This window comes from Micromonospora noduli (assembly GCF_003264475.1).
In the GTDB taxonomy this organism is placed as follows: domain Bacteria; phylum Actinomycetota; class Actinomycetes; order Mycobacteriales; family Micromonosporaceae; genus Micromonospora; species Micromonospora noduli.
Window position 1 is genome coordinate 1 of sequence record NZ_PYAC01000016.1, and the last position, 22,817, is coordinate 22,817.

The 22,817-nt window shown below is 71.4% G+C and carries 26 protein-coding genes; 9 read left to right on the plus strand and 17 right to left on the minus strand.

Translation table 11 applies throughout. The features are described 5' to 3' along the window. From MED15_RS18555 to MED15_RS18580, 6 genes are all read right to left on the minus strand, one after another. On the minus strand, positions 1-373 hold a 373-nt coding region (locus tag MED15_RS18555; RefSeq protein WP_244220498.1), incomplete at its 3' end, for a GNAT family N-acetyltransferase. Between the two features lie 30 nt (positions 374-403). Continuing rightward, entirely contained in the window at positions 404-2,080 is a 1,677-nt protein-coding gene (locus tag MED15_RS18560; protein WP_112736354.1) for an ATP-binding cassette domain-containing protein, read from the minus strand. A gap of 241 nt (positions 2,081-2,321) precedes the next feature. Next, positions 2,322-2,735, minus strand: coding sequence for a DUF6069 family protein (locus MED15_RS18565; protein ID WP_112736356.1), 414 nt, complete (start codon positions 2,733-2,735; stop codon positions 2,322-2,324). 76 nt (positions 2,736-2,811) lie between these two features. Further along, on the minus strand, positions 2,812-3,288 hold the full coding sequence (locus MED15_RS18570) for a MarR family winged helix-turn-helix transcriptional regulator (RefSeq protein WP_112586945.1): 477 nt from the start codon (positions 3,286-3,288) through the stop codon (positions 2,812-2,814). Positions 3,289-3,340: 52 nt separating this feature from the next. Further along, a complete protein-coding gene (locus MED15_RS18575) occupies positions 3,341-3,856 on the minus strand; it encodes a DUF2087 domain-containing protein (protein WP_112699062.1) in 516 nt (171 codons plus the stop codon). A 72-nt stretch (positions 3,857-3,928) separates the two neighbouring features. Continuing rightward, positions 3,929-4,444 carry a MarR family winged helix-turn-helix transcriptional regulator gene (locus MED15_RS18580; protein WP_208646685.1) on the minus strand — a complete coding sequence of 172 codons (516 nt, stop codon included), beginning with the start codon at positions 4,442-4,444 and terminating at the stop codon, positions 3,929-3,931. Positions 4,445-4,512: 68 nt separating this feature from the next. Here MED15_RS18580 and MED15_RS18585 point away from each other — a divergent pair, with 68 nt between their 5' ends. Then, positions 4,513-5,745, plus strand: a complete 1,233-nt coding sequence (locus tag MED15_RS18585) for an MFS transporter (protein ID WP_112736408.1) — start codon at positions 4,513-4,515, stop codon at positions 5,743-5,745. Between the two features lie 94 nt (positions 5,746-5,839). Here MED15_RS18585 and MED15_RS18590 read toward each other — a convergent pair whose 3' ends face one another. Next, positions 5,840-6,031: a DUF397 domain-containing protein gene (locus MED15_RS18590; RefSeq protein ID WP_112699025.1), complete on the minus strand. Its 192-nt coding sequence runs from the start codon at positions 6,029-6,031 to the stop codon at positions 5,840-5,842. Beyond that, the gene (locus MED15_RS18595) at positions 6,022-6,789 is read right to left on the minus strand and encodes a DUF5753 domain-containing protein (RefSeq protein ID WP_112586942.1); all 768 of its coding nucleotides are present in this window, start codon (positions 6,787-6,789) and stop codon (positions 6,022-6,024) included. The genes MED15_RS18590 and MED15_RS18595 overlap by 10 nt, the downstream gene beginning before the upstream one ends. A 201-nt stretch (positions 6,790-6,990) precedes the next feature. Here MED15_RS18595 and MED15_RS18600 point away from each other — a divergent pair, with 201 nt between their 5' ends. The 4 genes from MED15_RS18600 (at position 6,991) to MED15_RS18615 (ending at position 10,163) form a co-directional block, all read left to right on the plus strand. Further along, positions 6,991-7,236 carry a flavin reductase gene (locus tag MED15_RS18600; RefSeq protein WP_112586940.1) on the plus strand — a complete coding sequence of 82 codons (246 nt, stop codon included), beginning with the start codon at positions 6,991-6,993 and terminating at the stop codon, positions 7,234-7,236. A gap of 105 nt (positions 7,237-7,341) precedes the next feature. Further along, the gene (locus tag MED15_RS18605; protein WP_112586938.1) at positions 7,342-8,631 is read left to right on the plus strand and encodes a hypothetical protein; all 1,290 of its coding nucleotides are present in this window, start codon (positions 7,342-7,344) and stop codon (positions 8,629-8,631) included. Then, entirely contained in the window at positions 8,618-9,511 is an 894-nt protein-coding gene (locus tag MED15_RS18610) for a hypothetical protein (protein WP_146754582.1), read from the plus strand. The genes MED15_RS18605 and MED15_RS18610 overlap by 14 nt, the downstream gene beginning before the upstream one ends. 130 nt (positions 9,512-9,641) lie before the next feature. Next, positions 9,642-10,163 carry a SigE family RNA polymerase sigma factor gene (locus tag MED15_RS18615; RefSeq protein ID WP_112586935.1) on the plus strand — a complete coding sequence of 174 codons (522 nt, stop codon included), beginning with the start codon at positions 9,642-9,644 and terminating at the stop codon, positions 10,161-10,163. Between the two features lie 1,082 nt (positions 10,164-11,245). On the opposite strand, the gene MED15_RS18620 is transcribed toward MED15_RS18615, so the two are convergent. The 6 genes from MED15_RS18620 to MED15_RS18645 all read right to left on the minus strand — a co-directional run bounded on the left by MED15_RS18620 (position 11,246) and on the right by MED15_RS18645 (position 15,997). Next, a complete protein-coding gene (locus MED15_RS18620; protein WP_112586933.1) occupies positions 11,246-12,010 on the minus strand; it encodes a GNAT family N-acetyltransferase in 765 nt (254 codons plus the stop codon). An 81-nt stretch (positions 12,011-12,091) separates the two neighbouring features. Continuing rightward, entirely contained in the window at positions 12,092-12,778 is a 687-nt protein-coding gene (locus MED15_RS18625; protein WP_112586932.1) for a Type 1 glutamine amidotransferase-like domain-containing protein, read from the minus strand. Positions 12,779-13,018: 240 nt separating this feature from the next. Then, the gene (locus tag MED15_RS18630; protein ID WP_244220500.1) at positions 13,019-13,525 is read right to left on the minus strand and encodes a mycothiol transferase; all 507 of its coding nucleotides are present in this window, start codon (positions 13,523-13,525) and stop codon (positions 13,019-13,021) included. Next, positions 13,522-14,553 carry an aldo/keto reductase gene (locus MED15_RS18635; protein ID WP_112736360.1) on the minus strand — a complete coding sequence of 344 codons (1,032 nt, stop codon included), beginning with the start codon at positions 14,551-14,553 and terminating at the stop codon, positions 13,522-13,524. Before MED15_RS18635 ends, MED15_RS18630 begins: the two co-directional genes overlap by 4 nt. Before the next feature lie 111 nt (positions 14,554-14,664). Then, entirely contained in the window at positions 14,665-15,492 is an 828-nt protein-coding gene (locus MED15_RS18640; RefSeq protein ID WP_112586926.1) for a DUF4232 domain-containing protein, read from the minus strand. Continuing rightward, positions 15,485-15,997, minus strand: coding sequence for a SigE family RNA polymerase sigma factor (locus MED15_RS18645; RefSeq protein ID WP_112586924.1), 513 nt, complete (start codon positions 15,995-15,997; stop codon positions 15,485-15,487). The genes MED15_RS18640 and MED15_RS18645 overlap by 8 nt, the downstream gene beginning before the upstream one ends. A 157-nt stretch (positions 15,998-16,154) precedes the next feature. On the opposite strand from MED15_RS18645, the gene MED15_RS18650 reads away from it, so the two are divergent. Further along, entirely contained in the window at positions 16,155-17,717 is a 1,563-nt protein-coding gene (locus tag MED15_RS18650) for a glycosyltransferase family 39 protein (RefSeq protein WP_112736362.1), read from the plus strand. Positions 17,718-17,750: 33 nt separating this feature from the next. Here the strand turns inward: MED15_RS18650 and MED15_RS18655 are convergent, their stop codons facing one another. Then, the gene (locus MED15_RS18655) at positions 17,751-18,233 is read right to left on the minus strand and encodes an RrF2 family transcriptional regulator (protein WP_208646686.1); all 483 of its coding nucleotides are present in this window, start codon (positions 18,231-18,233) and stop codon (positions 17,751-17,753) included. Between the two features lie 125 nt (positions 18,234-18,358). Between MED15_RS18655 and MED15_RS18660 the strand changes: the two genes are divergently transcribed. Continuing rightward, on the plus strand, positions 18,359-19,099 hold the full coding sequence (locus MED15_RS18660; RefSeq protein WP_112724865.1) for an SDR family oxidoreductase: 741 nt from the start codon (positions 18,359-18,361) through the stop codon (positions 19,097-19,099). A gap of 136 nt (positions 19,100-19,235) precedes the next feature. Here MED15_RS18660 and MED15_RS18665 read toward each other — a convergent pair whose 3' ends face one another. Then, a complete protein-coding gene (locus tag MED15_RS18665; RefSeq protein WP_112736364.1) occupies positions 19,236-19,820 on the minus strand; it encodes a GNAT family N-acetyltransferase in 585 nt (194 codons plus the stop codon). Continuing rightward, a complete protein-coding gene (locus tag MED15_RS18670; RefSeq protein WP_244220501.1) occupies positions 19,820-21,073 on the minus strand; it encodes an MFS transporter in 1,254 nt (417 codons plus the stop codon). The genes MED15_RS18665 and MED15_RS18670 overlap by 1 nt, the downstream gene beginning before the upstream one ends. Positions 21,074-21,199: 126 nt before the next feature. Here MED15_RS18670 and MED15_RS18675 point away from each other — a divergent pair, with 126 nt between their 5' ends. Next, the gene (locus MED15_RS18675; protein ID WP_112736368.1) at positions 21,200-22,138 is read left to right on the plus strand and encodes a LysR family transcriptional regulator; all 939 of its coding nucleotides are present in this window, start codon (positions 21,200-21,202) and stop codon (positions 22,136-22,138) included. A 281-nt stretch (positions 22,139-22,419) separates the two neighbouring features. Next, positions 22,420-22,785: an ArsR/SmtB family transcription factor gene (locus MED15_RS18685; protein WP_112736410.1), complete on the plus strand. Its 366-nt coding sequence runs from the start codon at positions 22,420-22,422 to the stop codon at positions 22,783-22,785. Positions 22,786-22,817 lie beyond the last annotated feature (32 nt).

The window sequence follows — 22,817 nt, forward strand, 5'->3', positions numbered from 1 at the left end:
GGGTCGTGCCCCCAGCCGCGGCCAGCAGCACGGCGCCCCCACCGGCGCCGCGGTGCTCGGAGCGGATGAACACCCGGGTCAGCTCGGCCCAGCCGGGTTGCCAGCGCAGCCCGGCGCAGCCGGGTTGCCAGCGCAGCCCGGCGCAGCCGGCCAGTTCGGTGCCGTGGTGGGCGAGCAGGAGCAGCCCGCTCGGCGTGGTCAGGTCGTCGCTGGGCAGCTCGGCCAGCGCCGCGTCGACCTCGCCGGGCAGGGCCGAGCGACGGTGATAGCGAACCACCATCTCGGTCATGTACTCGCGCAGCAGCAGCACCGCGTCGGGGTGGTCGGGCCGGCTGGCGCGGGTCGTCCAGGTGGGCCGGGCGGCAATGGTCACCTGTTGATCATCACCGCCCGGTCAACGGCTTTATCCGGTCGCCCCGGTTCGCGTACCCGGTGTCACGGCCTTGTCGACCCGCAGCAGCGGCCAGTCGGCCAGGTCCCGCAGCAGTTGCCGGTCATGGGTGGCGACGACGACGGCGGCGCTCGCCGCGCGGATCGCGGCGGTCAGCTCGTCGGCCGCTGTCGACGACAGGTGGTTGGTCGGTTCGTCGAGCAGGATCAGCGTGGGCCGCCCGGCCAGCACCAGTGCCAGGTCGAGGCGGCGCTGCTGCCCCTGCGACATCCGCCCGACGGGCGTACGCGTCGCGGCGGAGTCCAGCAGCCCGAGCGATCCGAGCGGCACTGTCACGGCGGCGGGCAGCACTCCACGCGACACCAGCCGTCCCACCTGGCGGGCGTACACCTCGTCGGCGGTGAGGTCGGGGGCCTGCCCGGCGGTCTCCTGGGTGAGCCGGGCGACCCGGGCCTCCCTCGCCGTCCAGGCGTACCCGTCGGTGGGTTCGAGCGCTCCGGCGAGCACCGCGAGCAGTGTGGACTTCCCGGCGCCGTTGGGCCCGGTGACGAGCAGCCGGTCGCCGCCACCGATGGTGAGGTCGACCGGGCCGGCGAGTCGCCCGTCGACGGCGACGCCCTGCGCGCGTACCTGCGGTGCGCCCTGCCGTACACCAAGGTCCGGCAACCGCAGCGTCGGCGGTGGTTTCGGTACGTCGACCCGGTGCGCCTGGAGCGCGTCCTGCTGCCGGTTCAGGGCCTGTACGACGCCCGGCGCGCGGGACTGGCGCTGGTGCTTGCCGGTCCCCTTGTCCGGCCGCCAGCCGGTGGAGAGCCGGTCGCGGGCCTTCGACACCGCGTCCTGGAGTCGTCGACGCTCGGCCTGCTGCTGCTCGTACTCCTGCTCCCAGTGCTCCCGCTCGCGGCGCCGGGCGTCCTGCCAGGCGTCATACCCGCCGGCGTGGAGCCGTGCCTTTGCGTCGTGGGTGGGGTCGAGGTCGAGGAACCGGTCCGCGACGTCGCGCAGCAGCGCCCGGTCGTGGCTGACGATCGCGATTCCGCCGTCGTGCTCGCGGAGCCGGCGGGTCAGGAAGTCCAGGCCGTCGGCGTCGAGGTGGTTGGTCGGCTCGTCGAGCAGCAGCACGTCGTGGCGCGCGCCGAGCAGGCATGCCAGCCGCACCCGGTAGCGCTGCCCCACCGACAACGTCGCCAGGGGACGGTCGCGGTCGGTGCAGGCGTCGAGGGCCTCCAGTGCCACGTCGACGCGGCGTTCGGCGTCCCACGCGTCGAGTCGGGTGGCCGTGTCGAGCGCGGCGGCGTAGCGGTCCTCGGCGCTCGGATCGCCAGCGGTCAGGGCGAGGGTCGCCTCGTCCAGGGCGGCGAGGGCGGTGAGCGACGCGGCCAGCGCCTCGGACGTGAGGGTGCCGACCGTCTCGCCGTCGCGGGCGGGTAGCTCCTGGCGGGCCAGGCCGATCGTGCCGGCCCGCTGCACGGTGCCGTGCTCCGGCGTGATCAGCCCGGCGAGGACGTGCAGCAGCGTCGTCTTGCCGCGACCGTTCTCGCCGACGACCGCCACCCGCGAACGGGCGGAGACGGTGACCGAGACATCGGTCAGGACGCGACGGGACCCGCGGGTCACTGTGATGTTCGTGGCGCGCACGTGCGCGCTGCCGCCGGCCTCGGCCGGCAGGGAGATGACTTCGGGGTTCAACGGTGCTCCGCAGCTCGCGATGGAGCCGGGCAGCAGCTGACGGCCGCCCGGCGGGAACCGGGACGGCGAGCGCGAATTCAGCAGAGGAAGGGCGCCGCCGTCAGCGGGCGGAGCGGACCTTCTGCGACCAGATACCTCGTGCCATGACGGCGATGCTAGCAACCTCGGCGCATCAACTCCCGAGGATTTCGCCCACCCCGTGGTCAGCGCACACGAGGTGGGCGGGGGGAATGCCAGTCGCTTACCGACGGGGGCGGGGCAGCAGGGCGATCAACGCGACCGCCACTGCCACGTGCGTCGCGCCGAGGGCCAGCTTGGCGCCGCCGGTGGCCTCGACGCTGAGCACCGGGACGAAGGACAGCGCCGTCACGATGATGGCCAGCGAGATCCAGACCGGTCGGGCGACCCGGGTGGCGAACCGCTCCAGCAGCGCCAGCGCCGCCCAGCCGAGCAGGGCGGCTCCCAGGGCGATCATGACGATCGCGCCGGCCCCGATGACGGTGGCGGGCTGGCCTGGGCTCTCGACTGTGTAGTCGACTCCGGCCAGCGCGCCGATCGCCCAGATGACAAGGGGGGCCACGACGGCGGCGGCGACGCCGAGGGCGCGGCGGCGCAGTGGTGAGGGGGCGGGGGTCGTGACGGTGGCAGCACTCATGACGGCTCCTCGTTCAGGGGAAACGAACGAGTACGACCGTAACAGATAGTCTTGTTCGGAACTATCTTTCTCGGAACTAGCAGCCGGAACGGGCCCCCGGCGCGTACGGGGAGGTGTTGGCCAGTGGCCCGCTCACCAGCGCCAGGAGAGCCCGCAGGAACACCTCCCGGTCCTGCTCGGGCAGGGTTGCCAGCAGGTCGTCCTGGATGCGCCGGACCACCTGCTGCGCCTGCCGCAGCACCTGCTCCCCCGCTGGCGTCACCGCGACCATCCGGGCCCGTCGGTCTGTCGGCACCGGACGGCGCTCGGCCAGCCCGGCCCGCTCCAACTGGTCGAGCGTCACGACCATCGTGGTCTTGTCCACACCGCAGCGCTCGCCGATCTCCCGCTGGGTCAGCTCACCGGTGTGGGCCTGTGCCAGCACGTAGTGCGCCCGCGGCGAGATGCCCAGCTCGGCCAGCCCGGCGGCGTGCTCGGTCTGCAACGAGTGACTCGCCCAGGAGAGCAGGAACAACAGGTCCGGCGGGCCATCGGTGGGCGTGCAGGAGGTCATGCGCCGAGGCTAGCAAGATCCTCCGCAACCAGACGGTTCGCGCAGCCGGCGTTCAGAGCCGCTGGTAGATGCCGTGCTCGCGGGTGAGCAACTGTTCGTCGATCAGATACCGGCGCAGCGTCGCGTGATCCGACCCGCCTGCGGCGCACCACGGCTTGAGCGCGTCGTCGACGGCCCGCTCCGGATAGCGGATGCCCGGCTCGAACGACTGCTCGGCGATGTGCGCCAGAAGCACCCGCCGTCGACCCCGCTGCGCCGGAAGGCTCACCAGGACGCCGGCCCGCAGGAAGGTCCGCAGCACCGGGTCGACGCCGGGTTCGGCGTCGACGGCCGGGCCGCCGTCGCGCGCGGTGGCCCGCAGCGACGCCTCGTCGGCCGCGAGCGCGCCGTCCGCGCCGGTGACGAGGCCCGCGTCGGTGAGCCGGCGGACCCCGGTGAGCACCACCCGCGCCGGCAGGCCGGTCCGCTCGGCGACCTCGGTCGCGCTGGTGGCACCCAGCACGATCGCCGCGAAGATCCGTCGCCGTCCGTCGTCGGCCAGGGCCCCGGCCAGCACATGCGCAGTCACGCCGGTCACTCTTGCATCAGCGGTACGCCGACGCCACGCGATTTCCAGTCCGCTCGGTCGGCGGCGGTCCGCTCAGTCGGTCTCCGGCGCGCTCTGCGGCTGCTCGGCGACGAGCAGCACCCGGCGCAGCAGGTCGGAGAGGTGTCGCCGCTCGGTGGCGGTGAGCGCGCCGAGCAGGCGGTGCTCCTCGGCGCCCTGGACCTCCATCGCCCCACGCCAGGCGGCCTGACCCGCCTCGGTGAGCTCCACGTCCACGCGCCGACGGTCGACTGTCGACGGAATCCGGCGTACGAAACCCCGCCGGAGCAACGCGTCCACCCGCGCCGTGATGGAGGCGGGGGCCATCGTCAGGTCAGCGGCCAGGTCCGAGGGTGCCGCCCGACCACCGCGGCCGGCCAGGGCGTGCAGGGTGTCGTACTCGTGGGCCGGCAGGTCGAGGTCGACCAGGACCCGCTCCTTGACGGTCCGCAGATGCCGGGTCAGTCGGATCATCCTGGTCACCGCCCCCTCGACGTCCGGGTCGAGGTCGGGCACCACGGGCAGCCAGCGTTCGATGTGCCGGTCGACGGCGTCCGGAGTGGTGGTCACCGCGCCAGCTTATCTCAGCACCGAAATATTCATTGCCGAAATATTCGGTGTCGAAGTATGTTGTGGTCATGGCTCACCCACTGCGCGACCACTCCTTCCGGCTGCTCTTCCTGGGTCGCACCATCTCCGCGCTCGGCGACGCGGTGGTGCCCGCCGCGCTGGCGCTGGCCGTGCTGCGGGCCACCGGCTCCACCGGCGCGCTGGCCGTCGTCCTCGCCGCGGCGGTCGTGCCCCGGCTGGTCCTGTTGCCGTTGGGTGGTGTGGTGGCCGACCGGTTCGACGCCCGCCGGGTCGCCCTCCTGGCCGACTTGGTCCGCTGCGCCACGCAGCTCGCGGTCGGCGTGGAGCTGCTCGGCGGCGACCCGTCACTGACCACAGTGGTGGTGGCGTCCGCGCTTGGCGGCACCGCCTCGGCGTTCGCCATCCCGACCGCGTCTCCGCTGGTCGCCGGCACCGTCGAACCGGCGGACAGGCAGCGGGCCAACGCCCTGATGGGGATCACCGCCAACACCAGCCGCCTCGCCGGGCCGGCGCTGGCCGGCGCGCTGATCTGGGCCGCCGGACCTGGCTGGGCGTTCATCCTGGACGGCGCGTCGTTCGCGCTCAGCGCCACGCTGCTCGCGCTGGTGCGGGTCCGCCACGTGCCGGTGCCCCGCCGTTCCGTCCTCGCCGACCTGCGGCACGGCTTCGGCGAGGTACGCGCCCGCGACTGGTTCTGGACCAGCCTGCTCGGGCACGGCGTGTGGAACGGCGCCGCGGCCGTGCTGATGACCCTCGGGCCGGCCGTTGCCATCGACCGCCTGGGCGGCGAGACGACCTGGGTGCTGCTGTTGCAGGCCGGCGCGATCGGGATGCTCACCGGATCGCTGCTGGCCGGGCGGGTCCGGCTGCACCGGCCGGTGCTGCTGGCCAACCTCGGGCTGGCCTGCTACGCCGTGCCACTGTTCCTGCTGGCCGTGGCCGCGCCCGCCCCCGCGGTGATCGTCGCCTACGCGGTGGCGCTGACCGCCCTCGGTTACCTCAACCCGGTGTGGGAGACCGTCGTGCAGCACCACTTCCCGCCGGAGGTCCTGGCCCGGGTCACCTCGTACGACTGGCTGGTGTCGCTGGGCGCCATGCCGTTGGGCTACGCGCTGGCGCCGTTGGCCGCCGACGCGTTCGGCGCACCGGTGCCGCTGGCCGTGGCGGGCCTGCTGGTCCTCGCCTCCTGCGCGGGCACCGCGCTCGTTCCCGGCGTACGCCGACTCACCTGGCCGGCGACCCCGCAACCGCGACCGGCCGAACCCACCGTCGTCCGTTGATCCGATCGATCGTCGGTGCGCGACGGTCGATGCCCGGCCCAACCACGACGGAGGCTCCCGGCCGATGCCGGGAGCCTCCGTGCGATGTGGTCCGTCAGCCGGCGTCGCGGGTCATCGCGACGAAGCCACGCCACGACTGCGGGCTGAACGTCAGCGTGCCACCGTCGCGGTCCTTCGTGTCCCGAACCAGGACCACGCCCGGAAGGTTGTCGGCAACCTCGACACAGTTGCCACCGTTGCCGCCGCTCTTCGTGCTCTTCCGCCACCGCGCACCGGTCATGTCCATGATGCTGCCGCTTCTCTGAGGAGTTCCAACGAACGCCCTCGGGGCAGGGCCTCGCCGCGAATACGTTCCCACCGTCGTTCCAGGCTAACAAGATCCGACGTTTGATCGAGGATCTGCGCCCGTGCCGCGCTGTCGACGTGCGCGACCCGCGACCCGTCCGGCATGTCGGCGATGGTGAACGGTCCGTCGAGCCCCGGGTAGCTGGGCGCGTCCGCCGGGACGATGTGCAGTTGCACGGAGCCCGCCTCGGCGTGCCGGAGCAGGCGCGCGAGTTGCACCGCCATCAACGCGCAGTCGTCGCCGACGCGCCGCCTCAGCACTCCCTCGTCCAGCACGGCGATCAGCAACGGGCCGCCTCCCCGGCCGATGATCGCCTGCCGGTTGATCCGCGCCTCGGCGAACTCGGCGACCGCCTCCGGTGTCAGCACCCCACCGGCCAGGGTCGCCCGGGCGTACGCCTCGGTTTGCAGCAGTCCGGGCACCCACGCGAGCTCGAACGACCGCAGCGTCACGGCCTCACGTTCGAGGTCGACCCACGGCCGGAACCACACCGGCTCACGGCGACGGACCACGTCCGGCCACAGCGCGTCGGCGTCCTTTGCCAGCAGCCCGGCCACTGTCGCACGGTGTCGACTTTGGGGAATGTGCCCCGGGTTTGCCCACCTGGCGACGGTCTTCGGGTGCACACCGAGCTGACCTGCGAGGCTCTCGGCGGTGTGACCCGCCGCGGCCAGCGCCGCGACAAAGGCGTGGTTCATGCCGTCCCTCTCTTGGAACAAATCAGCTGCTCCGAAGAGATTAGTTAACGCTGTGTGTTTGTCCAGCCACCCCCGGCAAAGTGCGGTGTAGACGGCGCTGCAACGAGGAGGAGGAGCTGTGCAGAACGAGGTACGAGGCGCACTCATTGCCCGGGACGTGGTCCTGGCGTACGAGCTTCGCGCAACCCTGGCGGTGAGCTGATGCCCGAGCGTCCGAAGCATTCTCCGTTGCGACCGTCGTGGCGCTGCCCGGTCTGCGGCATCCTGTGGCCGTGCTCGGCGGCGAAGCTGCGCCTGCTCGGCGAGTACCGCGGGGATCGGCCGGGCCTGTTGATCCACCTGGCGAAGGTCCAGGAGACAGCCGAGGCCGACCTCGCCAAGCTCAACCCGGACGTCGCGCTGCCCGACCTGACCCCGCGTTTCGTCGGCTGGGCGGAAACCCGCTGATCCGGCGTCAGCCACCCCCGAGCGGGGCACGGACGGGCCTGTGCGAGGCAGCGCGATGCGAGAGACTGACGGCGTGACGACCAGCCCCGGGATGCGGCCGGCCAGATGAGCCGCCCATTCAGGATCGTCGTCGCCGTGCTCGCCACGGTGGCCGCCACCCTGCTGTACCTGAGCGTCACCCTCAAGGTCCGCTCGATGACGGAGCCGATCACCTTCACGCGGAACGCCGTTGACTTCCCGACCCTCGTCGCGAAGGGGTACGTCTTCTTCGCCCCCCTCGACCCCGCGACCGCTCCCATGATGGACGCGGTGGCGCCGCTGATCCGTTGGGTCGTGATCCTGCTGATCGGGGTGTCGACGTACCTGGCCTGCGGTCTCGTCACCCGACGGACGCACCCGTTCGTCGCGGCGATGACCGGCGCGGCCGCCGCCCTCACCGCCACGGCGATCGGGGACCTGCTCTGGTGGGCCACCTTCGTGCTCCGTGTCCACTCCGCCCCCGCGGGCTGGTACGCCAACGAGGCACTGGACCACTCCACGCTTCTCGCCAGCGCGCACCTGACGCTGACGGGCTGGACGTCCGACGCCCTCTTCTTCGGCTGCCTGTTCGCCGGCATGAACGCGTCCCTGGTGGGTTGCACCAGCCTGGCGATACTGCTGCTGGACCGGCTGAACAAAGACACCGACGAAGGTGTAGGCGAGGCGCAGGACGCGGTCGACGGTGAGGGTGACGGCGAGGCGCAGGAAGCGGTCGTCGATAACGGGGCCCCCGTTCCGCTGATCGGCGACGTGCGGAGGCGCAGCGCGAACCTTGCCCTGGCCGGTGTCCTTCCGGTGCTGGTGCTGGTGCTGGTCAACGGCACCCAGGCGGTCTGGGACAGCTATTCCGACAGAGGATTCCTGACGCTGCTCAGGGTGTTCCTGTACCGCCCCGCACTGTCTCTGCCGCCAGGCGGACGCGATGACGTGGAGTACCGGCTGACTCACGAGGTCGAGCTGAATCCCCTGTCGATGGACGTGTGGGCGCACAGGTCGGTGCTCGCCGTCGCCCTGCTTCTGGTGCTGTGGCTCCTGCTCTGGGCGCTGCTCTCCGGCCTGCCGAACTCCGGGCATCGCCTCGGGCTCGTCGTCGTCTGCTGGGGTGCCACGATCGCGGCGTCCGCGCTGACCGCGACGTCCGACGTCCTGGTCGACTGCGCGGTTACGGACTCCCCCACCGGCTGCGCGCCCTGGCAGTCCCTGGGCCTGCAACTGACCTCCGCGCTGCGCTTCGGCGCGGCCTGGGGTTGGCTCGTCGCGCTGCCCGTGCTGCTGGCCCGTCGGCTCCTCGACACCGACACCTCCACCGACACGTCCACCGATACGCAGGAGACTCCGGTCCATGAGTCCACGTAACAAGCGTCCGCGTCGCCGTAGGGCCCCCGCGCCGGCACCTGTCGCCTGGTGGAAACGTCCCGTCACCTGGCTGCTGACAATCGTGGTCGGTGCGGTCGCCACCTGGCTCGGCGCCGTCGTTCTCGGCATGATCAACCAGTGGAAACCGGCGGACAAACTGGCCGAGGAGTTGGCCGGCCGGGGGCCACTGGTCGTCCTCGACCTGAAGCACGTCCCCTACCCGGACGAGGGCGCGCTCGACTACGTCTACCCCGCCGACGCCGACCTTTCTCGTCTGGACGCCAAGCGGCCGGACGATCCGACAGTCGAGGCCGGCGCGGTCGACATCGAGCGGAGCACCTGGGAGATCACCCTCGTCGGCACCCGGGACGAGGCCGTGGAGGCCGTCGACCTTCGGCCGGTCCTCGTCGAGCCCTGCCGCCCCCCGCTCACCGGGATCCGGGAGCCCAACGAATCCCAGGGCGCCTCCGAGAAGGTCGTCCTCGTGACCCATGTGGATCGACCGAATCCCCGGATGCTCGTCGAGGACACCGGTGGCGAGGATGGCGGTGCCCCGTTCTTCGCCACCCACAAGATCACCTTGCCCAGGGGTGAGAAGAACGTCATTCAGGTACGAGCGCTCAGCGCCAAGCAGCACTGCCGATGGCGACTGGAGTTGGACTACCTCGCCGACGGACGACGCCAGACGATGGTGATCTCGGCACCCGGCGACAAGCCGTTCGAGGTGACCGGGCAAGCGGACGACGCGGCCCACACCTGGATCTACCTCAATTCGCTGAACGAATGTCGGGCCAAGGACGGCACCAAGACCGACCGGCTGCGCATCACCGGCGCCGAGTACGCGCAGATGGTGCGCGACCGGCGCACCTGCCCCTACTGACAACCGGCCGTCCACCCGGATCACCGGCCCGCGCCCTCCACCGGGACCGACCCGCCAGGCCATATTGCCGGACCGGTAAACCTCGCGAGCCGACGTGGTGTCTTGCTGGTTGACGAGGCCGGGAGGTCAGATGAGGGATTCGCGCGGGGCGGAGTTCGATGACTTCGTTCGCACACGGTCGGCGGCGCTGTTGCGGGTTGCCTTCCTGCTGACCGGGGACCGGCACGCTGCCGAGGATCTGCTTCAGGAGGTGCTGGAGCAGTTGTACGTGCGCTGGCGTCGGGTGCAGAGCAGCCCGGAGGCGTACGCGCGACGTGCGCTGGTCAATCGGTCGATCAACCGGTGGCGGTGGCGTGCCCGGCGTCCGGAACAGTCGCTGGGCGACCACGACGGGGTTGCCCGGGACCACGCCGACACCGTGGCGGTTCGCCAGCTGGTCGTCGGGGCGCTGCGGTCGTTGCCCGCTCGGCAGCGGGCCGCTGTCGTGCTCCGTTACCTGGAAGACCTGCCGGTCGTCGACGTCGCGTCGGCGATGGGCTGCTCCGAGGGTGCGGTGAAGAGTCACGCCTCGCGTGGGTTGGCCCGGCTGCGAGAGGCGCTGGCCGAATCGAGCCTCGTCATGCCCATCACTGGAACCGGGAGTTCGCGATGACCATGAACGACAGTGACGTGCGCGGCATCCTGCATCGCGCGACGGACGACCTGGTCACCCCGCCGGGTCTGCTGACCGAGGTGCGTCGGGGTGGGCGGCGCCGGGTGGTCCGCCGGCGGGCCGTGTTGGCGGCGGTCTGCGCGGCCGTGGTGGCCGTGCCCGTGGCCGGCGTCCTCGACCTGCCCGGCGCTGGCGGAGACGCACAGATCGCTTCACCACTGCTCGACGAACCCACTCGCGGTGATCTCGCCACCGACGAAGGGTACCTACGACAGGTCCGCGAGGTGTGGCAGCGCCAGATCGCGCAGTCGGATGGTCCGCCGCGCGGCGAGCCGAACATCGTGTGGGCAGGAGATACGCCTGCTGGCCCGGCCGCCTACGTCGCCCACGCCACCATGCACGGCATGACGGTGGGCTTCGTCAAACCCACAGCCGACGGGCCGCGCGTCAGCACCCTGACACAGGTCACCGATACCGAAACGGACGGCCTTGAGCAGGCGGCACTGCTCGGACCGCAGCGCGACGTGCTTCTTGTGCTCGACTTCGGGCAACCGGTGGAGTTCTCCCCGCAACTGCGGTACGCGCTCGATGGCAAAGTCGAGCGGACCTTCGAGCCGGTGGTGTTCCGAGACGGCGCGGCGGTGTTGTCGGTGCCGCCACAGCGCACGAAGCTCACCGTCGGGCTCTCCCGGATCCCCGTCGAACAGGACAACGTGATTCACATCGACGGCGTAAGCGAGATCTACTTCCCCGACCACAAGGATCGGCCGGCACCACCGCTGGTTCGCCGCACGCTGCCCGGCGCGGAGCAGGTCTGGGGCATCGACCCGGCCGCCAAGGAGGTGATCGCGCCGACCGAAGCCATCGCCGAATACCTCGACCCTGTCGGAGCGCACACGCACGACGGCTCTCCCCGTCTGTGGGTCTACGGGGCAACCCCCGACGGACGGCGGCTCCTCATGGAAACCGTCCAGTACGACGACGATCCTTCCCACGTCATCGCGTTGCTCGCGGGTCGGCAGCTCCCCTTCGAGGCGGTGGCCAGCACGACCGCGGACTGGTCGGCGCCGCTGCCTGTGCGGCTACGGCTGCCGGACGACCAGGGCGTCGTCGTCGCCGCCGAGGGGTCGGCGCTGAGCTACCGGGTCGGCGACGGCCAGTGGACGGACGCCGGTCGTAACGCGGCGCTCCTGCCCGCGACCGCCACCGAGGTCCGGGTCACCGACACCAACGGAACCACCACCACCGTCCCGGTCGGCCCCTGACTCCATCGAGGTCGCCAGCCGTGCGTGCCGGTGCATGTCGTGCCAGCCGTCGGCGTGACGCACCGACAGGCGGGCCACGCCCTCCTCGGTGAAACCGGCCCGCCCGGCCACCCGGCAGGACGCCTCGTTGCCGGTCGAGTGCTCCAGCGCCAGCCGGTGAAACCCGCCCCGGGTGAAGCTCCACCGGGTCAGGGCGAGCAGCGCCTCGGTGGCGACCCCCCGGCCGCGCGCAGTGGGCACCACCCAGTACGACACCTGCGCCGACGCCTCGGTCAACAGCACGTCGCGCAACCCCACCTGACCGACGGGCCGGTCGTCGGCGGCGACGACCGCCCAACTGGCGGCGCTCTCGTCGCGCCACCGGCCGGCCCACTGCGCTGTCCACGACAGTGCCTCGTCGTCGCTGTCGAGGCGACGCACGTGCCATCGCTGGATCACCGGACAGTCGAAGGCGGCCCGGACGGCCGGGGCGTCGTCGTCACGCCACGGCCGGAGCGCCAGCCCGGGGCGTACCGGAAGGTGGGGTTGCTCCTGGGCGGCGAGGCTACCGGCGGGCAGGGCGGGTGCGACGAGCAGCGGCATTCGCCCATTATCGAGCCGACGGCCTCGCGAGTTGCGGCCCCGCCCTGTCCAGGGCCGGCTCGGGCTGAAGGGACGTCCCGGTCAGGGGTTGATCAGTCTCCAGTCGCCTTCGGAGACGACGTCAACGGTGCCATCGACCACCTTGATGGCGGTGTTGTCGTCGATGGCGTAGGTCGGAACCGGGATTCCGGACGCCCACTTCTGAATGTCGGACAGCGCGGTGTCCTCCATGTCCGGGTGGTTGAGGTGGGGGTACAGCGTGAAATCCACAAGCCCCAGCGCCCGGTCGGCGTCCTGCGCCATGTCGCTGCCGTCCGGGACGAATCCAAGATCGAATTCGGCGTCGCAGTTGTACGGGGTGACAGCGATGCTCCCGGCGCTGACCCCCACATAAACCGTGTCAGTCAGCGACGGCAGGAGGTCGGCCAGGCCCGACTGGCGCAGCCAGTAGGTCAGGTAGAGCACGTCGCCGCCCCAGACGAGGAGGGCGTCGGCCTCCCGGACCGCCGGGACCCAGTTCTCTTCTCGAATGGTCGGCAGCGCGGTGAGTTCCAATATCCCCAGGGATTTCCAACCGAGCTGGGACAACGGGATCGAAGCCGGGCCGTGGACCGCCTTCCAGGCCCTCTCGGCTCCGCCAGGAAAGGGGTAGACAGCGGTGGGGATGAACAGGGCCGTGGACTCGGCGATCGGCTTGCCCAGCAGGTCGACGAGCGCGTCGGAGATGCTCGGGTTGCAGATGCCCGACGACGTGAGAAGGAACTTCATGGAATCCGCTCTCCTGAAGCCACCGCATGACGGCGATCATGTTGTCCACGAGGACCAGCGTCCCGCTCGCTGAATCCGAGCGACACATCGCTGGATCATCCGCTGACGGCCGTTCACCCGTCAACCGTCCGAACCAACCGCTACTTCGCGCAGATCTTGGACAGTTTCCGTCAGGGCGTAACGGAAACTGTCCAAGATCTGGTGGTGTCGCTGCCCGACAAGCCCTTCGAGCCGACGGCCTCACTCGCCGGTCGGGCCGCCGGCGAGTTCGGCGACCACGTCGAGGTGGCCCAGGTGGCGGGCGTACTCCTGCACCAGGTGGAACAACACCCGCTCGAGCGACGCCGGGTCCGCGCCGTTCCACCGCGGGCCCGGCGCGCCGATCTCGGCCAGGTCGTGTGCCGTCACCACGGCCGTGGTGTGCGCGCCCTGCGCCCGCAGCGCCGCCACCAGGTCCGCGCGGGTCTCGTCGGGGGCGACGTACCAGCGGTCGTCGCGGCGGTCGCCCCACGGCTCGGCGACGTCCCGGCCCTGGAAACCCCACTCGATCCAGCGCAGCTCGACGTGGCGCAGGTGGGTGAGCAGCTCCAGTGGCGTCCACCCGGACGGCAACCGGCTGCGCCGCAGTTCCGGCTCGGCCAGCGCCGACACCTTGGCCACCGTGGACTCCCGGAAGTAGTCCAGGTAGCGCAGGAAGACCTCGGTGCGGCTGCCGGCCGGGTCGGTGGGCTCGGGGAACGAGGTCATGATCCGGCCGGCAGGTCACGGGCACGCTGGCGCACCCCGGCCGCGCCGTACGGGTAGTCGCCCACCAGCGGGGCGCTCGCCTCGTCCAGCAGCCGCATCTGCTCGGCGTCGAGGACCAGGTCGGCGGCGGTCAGGTTGTCGTCGAGCTGGTCGGTGGTCCGCGCGCCGAGGATCACCGAGGTGACCGCCGGTCGGGCCGCCAGCCAGGCCAGTGACACCGCCGACATGGACACGCCCCTGTCCTCGGCGATCTGGCGGACCGCGTCGAGCACCCGCCAGGTGCGCTCCTCGGCGTTGCGACCCGCGTACGCCTCGACGCCGCGCTGCGGGTTCTCGCCGAGCCGCGTCGCGCCGGTGGGCGTGCTGTCGCGCTGGTACTTACCGGTCAGCCAACCGCCGCCCAGCGGTGACCACGGCAGGATGCCGATGCCCTCGTTCTCGCAGACCGGCACCAACTCGAACTCGATCTCCCGAGCCAGCAGGTTGTACTGCGGTTGCAGGGTCACGATCGGGGTGAGGTTGAGGTGCTGGGTGAGCAGGGCGGCCTTCTGCAACTGCCAGCCGGTGAAGTTGCTGACCCCCGCGTAGCGGATCTTGCCGGCGCTGACCGCGTCGTCGAAGAACCGCAGCGTCTCCGGCAGCGGGGTCAGCGGATCCCAGGCGTGCGCCTGGTACAGGTCGACGGCCTCGACGCCGAGGCGGCGCAGGCTGGCGTCCAGGGCGCGGGTGAGGTGCACCCGGGACAGGCCGGCGTCGTTGGTCCCCGGGCCCATCGGGAACCGCCCCTTGGTGGCGATCACCAGGCGGTCGCGCAGGTCGGGTCGGCTGCGCAGCCAGCGCCCGATGATGTCCTCGGAGACGCCGGTGGAGTAGACGTCAGCGGTGTCGATGAAGGTGCCGCCGGCCTCGACGAACCGGTCCAGTTGCGCGAAGCTGCCGGCCTCGTCGGTCTCCGCGCCGAAGGTCATCGTGCCCAGACACAGGGTGGACACCAGGGTGCCGGTGTTGCCCAGAGTGCGATAGCGCATATCGTCCTTTCGGTCCGAGTGACAAAGCTGATCTTCGCACCCGGTCCGACCACCCGCACGGGGCGGACCGCCGCGGCGCTCAACGCGCCGCGGCGGTCGCGCTCCGTACGGTCACGCCGAGCGACCTGTGGTTCCGGCGACCAGCGGATGCACCTCCAGATCGCTGCAACTGTCGGTCTCCCACCTCAGCCGTACCGACCGGACGTCGTCCGGCGGCGTGATCAACAGGCTCACGTACGGTTTGCACGCGGCGCCGTCGGCGCGGAAACCCGACGCCTCGACCAACGCCGACGCGGACCTGCCCGGATGCAACGTCACCGTCGGCGGCCGCCCGGTCCCCGCCGGACCACCCATATAGCCGCGCCGCGTGCGCTCGGCATGCGCCAGGGTCCTGCCGTCGCCACCCAGCGCGTCGACCCCCGGGTAGCCGGTCAGTCGGCAGGTGGCGCCTCCGCTGTTGCGGAACACCACGGCCACGCTGCGGTGTCCGCTCGCGGCGTCCTCGGACGCGAGCGTGACCGTCAGCTGCGCCGTCGTGCACCGGCCCGGCGTCGAGTCGGGCGCGCCCGGCGGCCGGGCGCCGACGGTCCCGGCCGCCGAGCTGGGCACCTCGGGAGAACCGGTCGTCGGCGACTGAACGGTGGGCGACGGCGTGGTCGGCGCCGGGGTGCTCGGCGGGGTCACCGGAGAGGGCGTCACCGCCGGCGGTACCGCGTCGTCGAAGGACGAACGCCACGCGCCTCCGACCGCGATGGCGCCCAGTACCGCCACCGCCAGGGCCCCGGTGCCAAGCCGTCGGCGCGCCGTCCGGTGCCCGGCACGGCGTCGGACGGCCGCCGGGGACTCGGGTCGCGCCACGGCCGCCGCACTCCCGGCCAGGTCGGCCAGCCTCTCCTCGAACGGGGCCGGCTCGCCGGGCGCCCGATGCAGGTCAGACATCTTCCGAGATCCTTCCGTCAGCGCTGTCCGTCAACTCCGTGAAGTGCTGGGCCAGCGCCTGCCTGCCCCGGGCGAGCCGGGACTTCACCGTCCCCAGTGGCGTTCCCGTCTCGCGGCAGATGTCGGCCAGTGGCAGGCCGACGAGGTGGTGCAGCACCACCACCCGCCGCTGCTCGTACGGCAGTCCCGCCAGGGCGCCGATGAGTTCCAGATGACCGGAGCCGGTCGACTGGACAGGATCCTGCGGACCGTGCCGCCGGTGGGCGGCCAGCCGGTTTCTCGCTCGACGCCAACTGCTCACCGCGATGCGGTAGGCGACCGTGCGGACCCACGCCTCGGGACTGTCGTACTCGTTCAGCTTCGTCCGTCGCTGCCACGCACGGCAGTACGCCTCCTGTACCGCGTCCTCCGCCTCGTTGAGATCCCCCAGCATCGCGTACAGCTGCCCGACCACGCGTCGATACGTGCTGGTGTAGAAGTCGTCGAACTCGTCGACATGCAACATCCCTTCGCCCCCGCCCTTCCGGCGTCCCATCGACGTCCACCGCACTCACGCCTCGACCGCCGCCGAGGTTCCGCCGAGCAGGATTCTCGTTCTGTCCGGACGGCGACAGCGCGCACCACGGGCACCACGCGGCGACGCGGCCGGCGATGATGAGCGGGTGAGCGAACACGCAGTCGACACCGACAGTCCCCGTCGGCCTGCCACGGTCGGCCCACCGGGCGAACCGGACGTACCCGGTCCGCGGGCGCTCGGCCCGTGGTGGGTGGCCGCGACGACCACAGTGACGCTCCTGCTGCTCGCGAGCCGTTACGGCTATCACCGCGACGAGCTGTACTTCCTGCTCGCCGGCCGGCACCTCGACTGGGGCTACATCGATCAGGGGCCCCTGGTCCCGGCGCTGGCCCGGCTGCTCGACACGATCGCCCCGGGCAACCTGGTGGTGCTGCGTACCCCGTCGGCGGTGCTGGCCGGCGGCGCGGTGTTGCTGGTCGCTGCCATCGCCCGGGAGCTGGGTGCCGGCCGGGGCGGGCAGCTCTTCGCGGCGGTGCTCGCCGCGCTCTCCGGCATCGTGCTCGCCAGTGGTCACCTGCTCAGCACCACCACCGTCGACCTGCTGGTCTGGTTGGTCGCGACGTGGTGTGCGGTGCGGTTGCTGCGTACCGGTGACAGCCGCTGGGCGCTGGGCATCGGGCTGGCGCTCGGTGTGGGCATGCTCAGCAAGCTGTTGCCGGCGCTGCTGGCCGTGGGCCTGGTCGCCGGGGTGCTCATCGCCGGCCCACGCCGGCTGCTGCGCGACCGGTGGGTGCTCGCCGCCGCCGGGATCACCGTGCTGCTGGCCGCGCCGAACCTGATCTGGCAGGCGGCCAACGGCTTTCCGCAGCTCGGCGTGGCCGCCTCCATCTCCGACGGCGACAGCTCCTACAGTGGCCGCCTGGAGTCGTTCACCCTTCACTTCGTCATCATCAGCCCGTACGCCGTACCGATCTGGATCGCCGGCCTGGTCGCGCTGCTACGTCGGCCCGAGTGGCGGGCGTACCGGGCGGTGGGGTGGGCCTGGGTGGTCGTCGTCGGCATCGTGCTGATCGCCGGCGGCAAGGGTTACTACGACGCGCCGCTGTTGCTGGTCCTCACCGCCGCCGGGGCGCTGGTCACCGTGGCGTGGGCCTCGCGCGGGTCGCTCTGGTGGCGTCGTGGGCTGCTCACGCTGGGCGTGGTGCCGTTCCTGCTGCCCAACGTCGTGCTGCTGCTGCCGGTGCTGCCGGCCGACCGGTTGCCCGGGTTCGTGGTCGACGTCAACTACGACGCCGGCGAGACGATCGGCTGGCCGGAGTTCGCCGACTCGGTCGCGAGAGTCCATCGTGGGCTGCCGCCCGAGGAGCGGTCACGGGCGGTCGTCCTGACCGCCAACTACGGCGAGGCCGGCGCACTGGCGCGTTACGGTCCGGCCCGTGGTCTGCCCCGCGCGTACTCCGGGCACAACAGCATGGTCGACTTCGGTCGCCCGCCTGCCGACGCTGACGTGGTCATCGCCGTCGGTTGGGTTGGTGGTGAGCCTGGCGACCCGCTGGGCGCCTGGTTCGAGCGGTGCACCCTTTCCGGGGTGGTGGACCAGCGGGTCGAGGTGGACAACGACGAGAACGGCGGCTCGATCCACGTGTGCCGGGGGCTGCGGCGTCCGTGGTCGCAGATCTGGGACACCGAGGTACGCCACACCGGCTGACCGTGCACCACAGGCTTCGCCGGTCAGCCAGGGTCAGCTGGCGCCGCCGGTCAGCCAGGCCTGGATGCCGACCAGGGCCTCGGGGCCGGAGGTGGCGTCGACGTCGCGGGCGAGATCGGCGATCGTGACCGCGGCGAGCGCCTGGTGCCACGCGTCCTCGGCCGCCCACATCGCGCGGGAGACGGGGCACGGCGTGGTGCAGGCGTCGGCCGGCGTCGCGAACGGGCCGCGCTGGCGGATCTCGGTGCAGACGAAGGTCCGGCCGGGACCGTCGACGGCCCGGACCACGTCGAGCAGGGTGATGCTCTCCGGTGCGCGGGCCAGCACATAGCCGCCCGATTTGCCCTGCACGGAGTGGATCAGGCCGGCGCGGGCCAGCGCCTGGAGCTGCTTGGCCAGGTAGCTGCTGGAGACGTCGTGCAGTTCCGCCAGCTTGGCCGCCGGAACGGGCGTGTGGCTGACGGTGAGCACCACGCAGCAGTGCAGCGCCCACTCGACCCCGCCGGACATCTTCATGACGTCACCCTAGTCACCCCGTTACTCGGACTCATTGTGTCCGAGTATAGTTCTCGGACAAGGAAGGTCCGAGTTTCGGCTGAACCTCAGCAGTCGGACCACACAGTCACGGGAAGGTGCATGGGATGAAGATCGCCGTACTGGGCGGGACCGGCCTCATCGGGTCGCAGGTCGTCAAGATCCTGCAGGCCGCGGGGCACGAGGCGGTGCCGCTCTCGCCGTCCACCGGGGTGGACCTGCTCACCGGGCAGGGCCTGTCCGACGGGCTCGCCGGCGCCGAGGTCGTCGTCAACCTGACGAACTCGCCGACCTTCGACGAGGCCTCGCCCGCCTTCTTCCAGACGACCATGGACAACCTGCTGGCCGCAGCCGCTCGCGCGGGCGTCGGCCACGCGGTGATCCTCTCCATCGTCGGCGTCGACCAGGTGCCGGACCTGGACTACTACCGCGCCAAGACCCTCCAGGAGGGGATCCTCACGGCCGGTCCGATTCCGTACTCGATCGTCCGCGCCACCCAGTTCTTCGAGTTCGTCGAGGCGATCCTGTCCTGGACGGCCGACGACACCACCGTCCGCCTGCCCAGCACGCCGGTGCAGCCGATGGCCGCCGCCGACGTGGCGCAGGCCGTCGCCGAGGTCAGCATGGGCGCGCCGCTGCGGGGCATCCGCAACGTCGCCGGGCCCGACGTCTTCGCCCTCGACGAGCTGGGGCGGATCACCCTCGAAGCCCGCGGTGACCAGCGCACCGTCACCACCGACAACACCGCCGGGATGTTCGCCGCCATGTCCGGCGATGTCCTCATCGCAGGCGACGACGCCGTCATCGCGCCCACCGCCTACCGGGAGTGGCTGGCGCGCCGGGCCTGAGCAGGCACACCCCGCGTCTCGCGGCGGCGATCGACCGCCGCCGCGACGCGCGGGCACGGCGGCTGGATCCCCATCCGGCACGAACTGGTGCTCGAATTGCGTCTCTGACCAGGGCTTTCAGCCTGCGCAAGACCGGTTACCGGCGCATCCCACCGTGTGACGTGCTGGTCCCGGCCGGCCACTCGCGCGCCAGGATCGCGAAGACGAGTTGGTCGGCCCACTCCCCCTTGAACAGGTAACTCTCGACGTGGCGGGCCTCCTGTCGCATACCGAGACGCGCCATCAGTCGGGCCGACGGGGTATTGCGACAGTGGCACCGGCCGTAGACCCGGTGCAGCCCGAACTCGGTGAAACCCCAGTCCAGCACGGCGGTGGCGGCCTCCGTGGCCAACCCGCGACCGCAGTGGTCGGGGTGGAAGACGAACCCGAGTTCGGCGGTACGCTCCAGCCGGCTGCGCCACACCAACTCCACGATCCCGATCACCCCGGCATCGGTGACCACGGCCACCGTCAGGCAGTCGCCCTCCGCGCGCCACGCGTCCTCGCCCGCCATGGCGAGCACCGACACCCGCGACTGCTCCCGGGTACGCGGCTCCGCCCCGAGCATCCAGCGCACGACGTCGGGTCGACGCTGAAACGCGTACACGTCGTCGAGGTCGTCGATCGTGACCGGGCGCAGGGTGAGCCGTGCGGTGCGGATCGGGTAGGTCGGCTGGAACATCACGCGATCGTAGAGACCCGTGCGGAGAGCTCCGGTGCCGGTCGTTCGGCGTCCGTGCTCCGGGGCAGCAGCAGCGGGCTCGCGAGGATCACCAACCCGGCGACCGCGATGGCCGTGCGCGGGCTGGTGGCCTGCGCGAGCAGCCCACCGAGCGCGCTGAGGATGGCGATGGCCGCGCTGCTGCCGATCGACCAGGCAGAGAGGGTGCGGACGATGCGGTCCTTCGGAGTCTGTTGAAGGCGGTAGGTGGCGAGCACCGGGTTGTACAGGCTCATGCTGATGATGATCGCGAACTCGACGGCGATCACCGTGGCGAGGCCGACCACGCCGGGCTGGACGAAGGCGAGGCCGATCAGCCAGATCGCGCGCAGCGTGCCCACGGTGCGGATGATCCGGTGTTGGCCATGGCGTGCCACCACCCGACGGGCCAGGCGTGATCCGACGAGCCCGCCGACGCAGGGCACGGCGAAGGCGAGGCCGTACTGCCACGGCGGGAAGCCCAGCTCGCCGAGCAGGAGCACGGCCAACAGCGGCTCGGTGGCCATGATCAGCCCGCCGACGAGCAACTGGTTGAGGTAGAGCGCCCGCAGACCGGGGTGGGTCAGCAGGTGCCGCCAGCCGTCGAGCAGCTCACCGGCCCGGACCCGGCCTGCGCCGGTGCGCCGGGGGTGGTCTTCGGGGCCGCGAATGGCGGTGAGGCCCAGCGCGGAGAGCAGGTAGCTGAGCGCGTCGGCCACGACGGTGACGACCGGCCCGAAGAGTCCCACCGCGGCGCCGCCCAGCGGCGGCCCGAGCGCGATCGAGCTCCAGGTCGTCGACTCGAACCGCGCGTTCGCCACCAGCAGGTCGTCCGGTCGCACGAGGGCCTTGAGGAAGGCGCCGCTGGCCGCGTTGAAGGCGATCTTGGCGGTGGCGAGCACGGCCGAGACGACCAGCAACTGCTCGAAGCTGAGCCGGCCCAGCGCGTACGCGACGGGGACGGTCAGCAGGACCGCGAACCGGGCCAGATCCATCGCGATCATCACGTGCCGCTTGCGGTGGAACTCCACCCACGGCCCGATCGGCAACGCGATCAGCGCGCCCACCGCCGGCCCCAGCGCGGCCAACACGGACACCTGAGCGGGGCTGGCCTGCAACACCAGCACGGCGATCAACGGCAATGCCCCGAAGCCGAGCCCCGAGCCGTAGGCACTGACCGCATACGACGCCCACAACCACCCGAACCGCCGACCCAGGGATCGCCTCGCGGACAAGCCCACACCCCACTTCCGACAACTCGTCGTTGACCCCCGCGATCAAAGCAAGCCCAGTGATCAGGGATCAAACAACCGCATGGGCGGCGAATCACAACCAGAGGTTGTGTCAGTAGGGTTTGCCGGGTGAACCTCGACGCCGTCCGTACGTTTGTCGCCGCCGTCGACGCCGGCCAGTTCCAGGACGCCGCCGCCGCGCTGTCGATCACCCAGCAGGCCGTCTCCAAGCGAATCGCCGCACTGGAGAAGGACCTCGGGGTACGGCTGTTCACCCGCACCGCGCGCGGCACCCACCTCACCGTCGACGGTCAGACGTTCCTGCCGCACGCCCGTGAACTGCTCCGGGCCGAGGCGCGCGCCGATGTCTCCGTACGCCCCGGCCGACGGGCACTGCGCGTCGACGTGCACAGCCGACGGATCGCACCGGCGGTGCTGTTGCAGGACTTCCACCGCGCGCATCCCCGCATCGAGCTGGACGTCGTCACCCTCGACGCCGACGTCCACGCCGCGATGGCCGCCGTCGAGGCGGGGACTGTCGACGCCACCTTCCACGCCGTCACCGTCGCCGCGCGTCACCTGCCCGCCGCGATCAGGACCGCGCGTGTGATCGACGAGCACCACGAACTGCTCGTCGGCCCCCGTCACGCCCTGGCCAACGCCCGCACCGTCACGCCCGCGCAACTCGCCGAGCACCGCATCTGGATGCCCGGCATGGCTCCCGGCACCGAATGGGCCGACTACTACGACGAACTCGCCGCCGCGTTCGGCCTCACCATCGACCTGGTCGGGCCGGTCTTCGGCAACGAGGCGCTGCTGGCCGAGATCGCCGACTCCGCGGAGCTGGCGACCCTCGCGGGGGAACGCACCCGGTACCTGTGGCCGGACAGCTACGACCTGCGGCGCGTACCGGTGCGCGACCCGGCACCCATCTACCCCATGTCACTCATCTGGCGCGACGACAACCCGCACCCCGCGCTGGCCGCACTTCGCGACCACCTCGGCTCCCGGCGGGTGCAGGCACCCGGCGCCGAGGTCTGGCTACCGGCTTGGGCGCACCTCAGCTAGCCAGGTCGGCGGACAACTGATCGTCGTGACGGCGGCGGGCCCGACCAACGGCAGCCATGTGGTGCTCGGCCCAGGCGCGTACCGCTGCCAGCGGGGCGTCCGCGCGAGGGCAGCGGCAGCCACGCCGCGAGCCCGGGGTTGCCCAGTGCCGCGGCCACCGCCGGGCCGGCGCCCGCCGGCACCTCGACGAGGCTGCACGTCTACCCGCGATGTCTCGGCGTGTTGACACGCGTTCATCCGGCACTACATTTAACGTGTTGGTTAAGTGAATGGAGGCTCTGGTGTCTGGCAGCGATCAACTCAGCGCGGTGTTCTCGGCGCTCGCCGACCCGACTCGACGGGCGATCCTCGCCGAGCTGGCCGACCGCGACGCCACGGTCACCGAGCTCACCGCTCCGCTCCCGATCTCGATGCCGGCGGTGTCGCGGCACCTGAAGGCGCTTGAGCGCGCTGGGCTCATCTCACGCACCCGGTCGGGGAAGTTGCGGATGAGTCGCATTGAGGCCGCCCCGCTGCGCGAAGCCGCCGAGTGGATCGAGCGCTACCGGCGGTTCTGGGACACGTCCCTCACCCGCCTCGACGCCCACCTCGCGGCTGTGCAGGCCGCCGGCCGGCCAACGGACCGAACGACCCACGGCTCGGCGTGATCCCGACAGGGAATCCCCGAGCAAGGCTTACG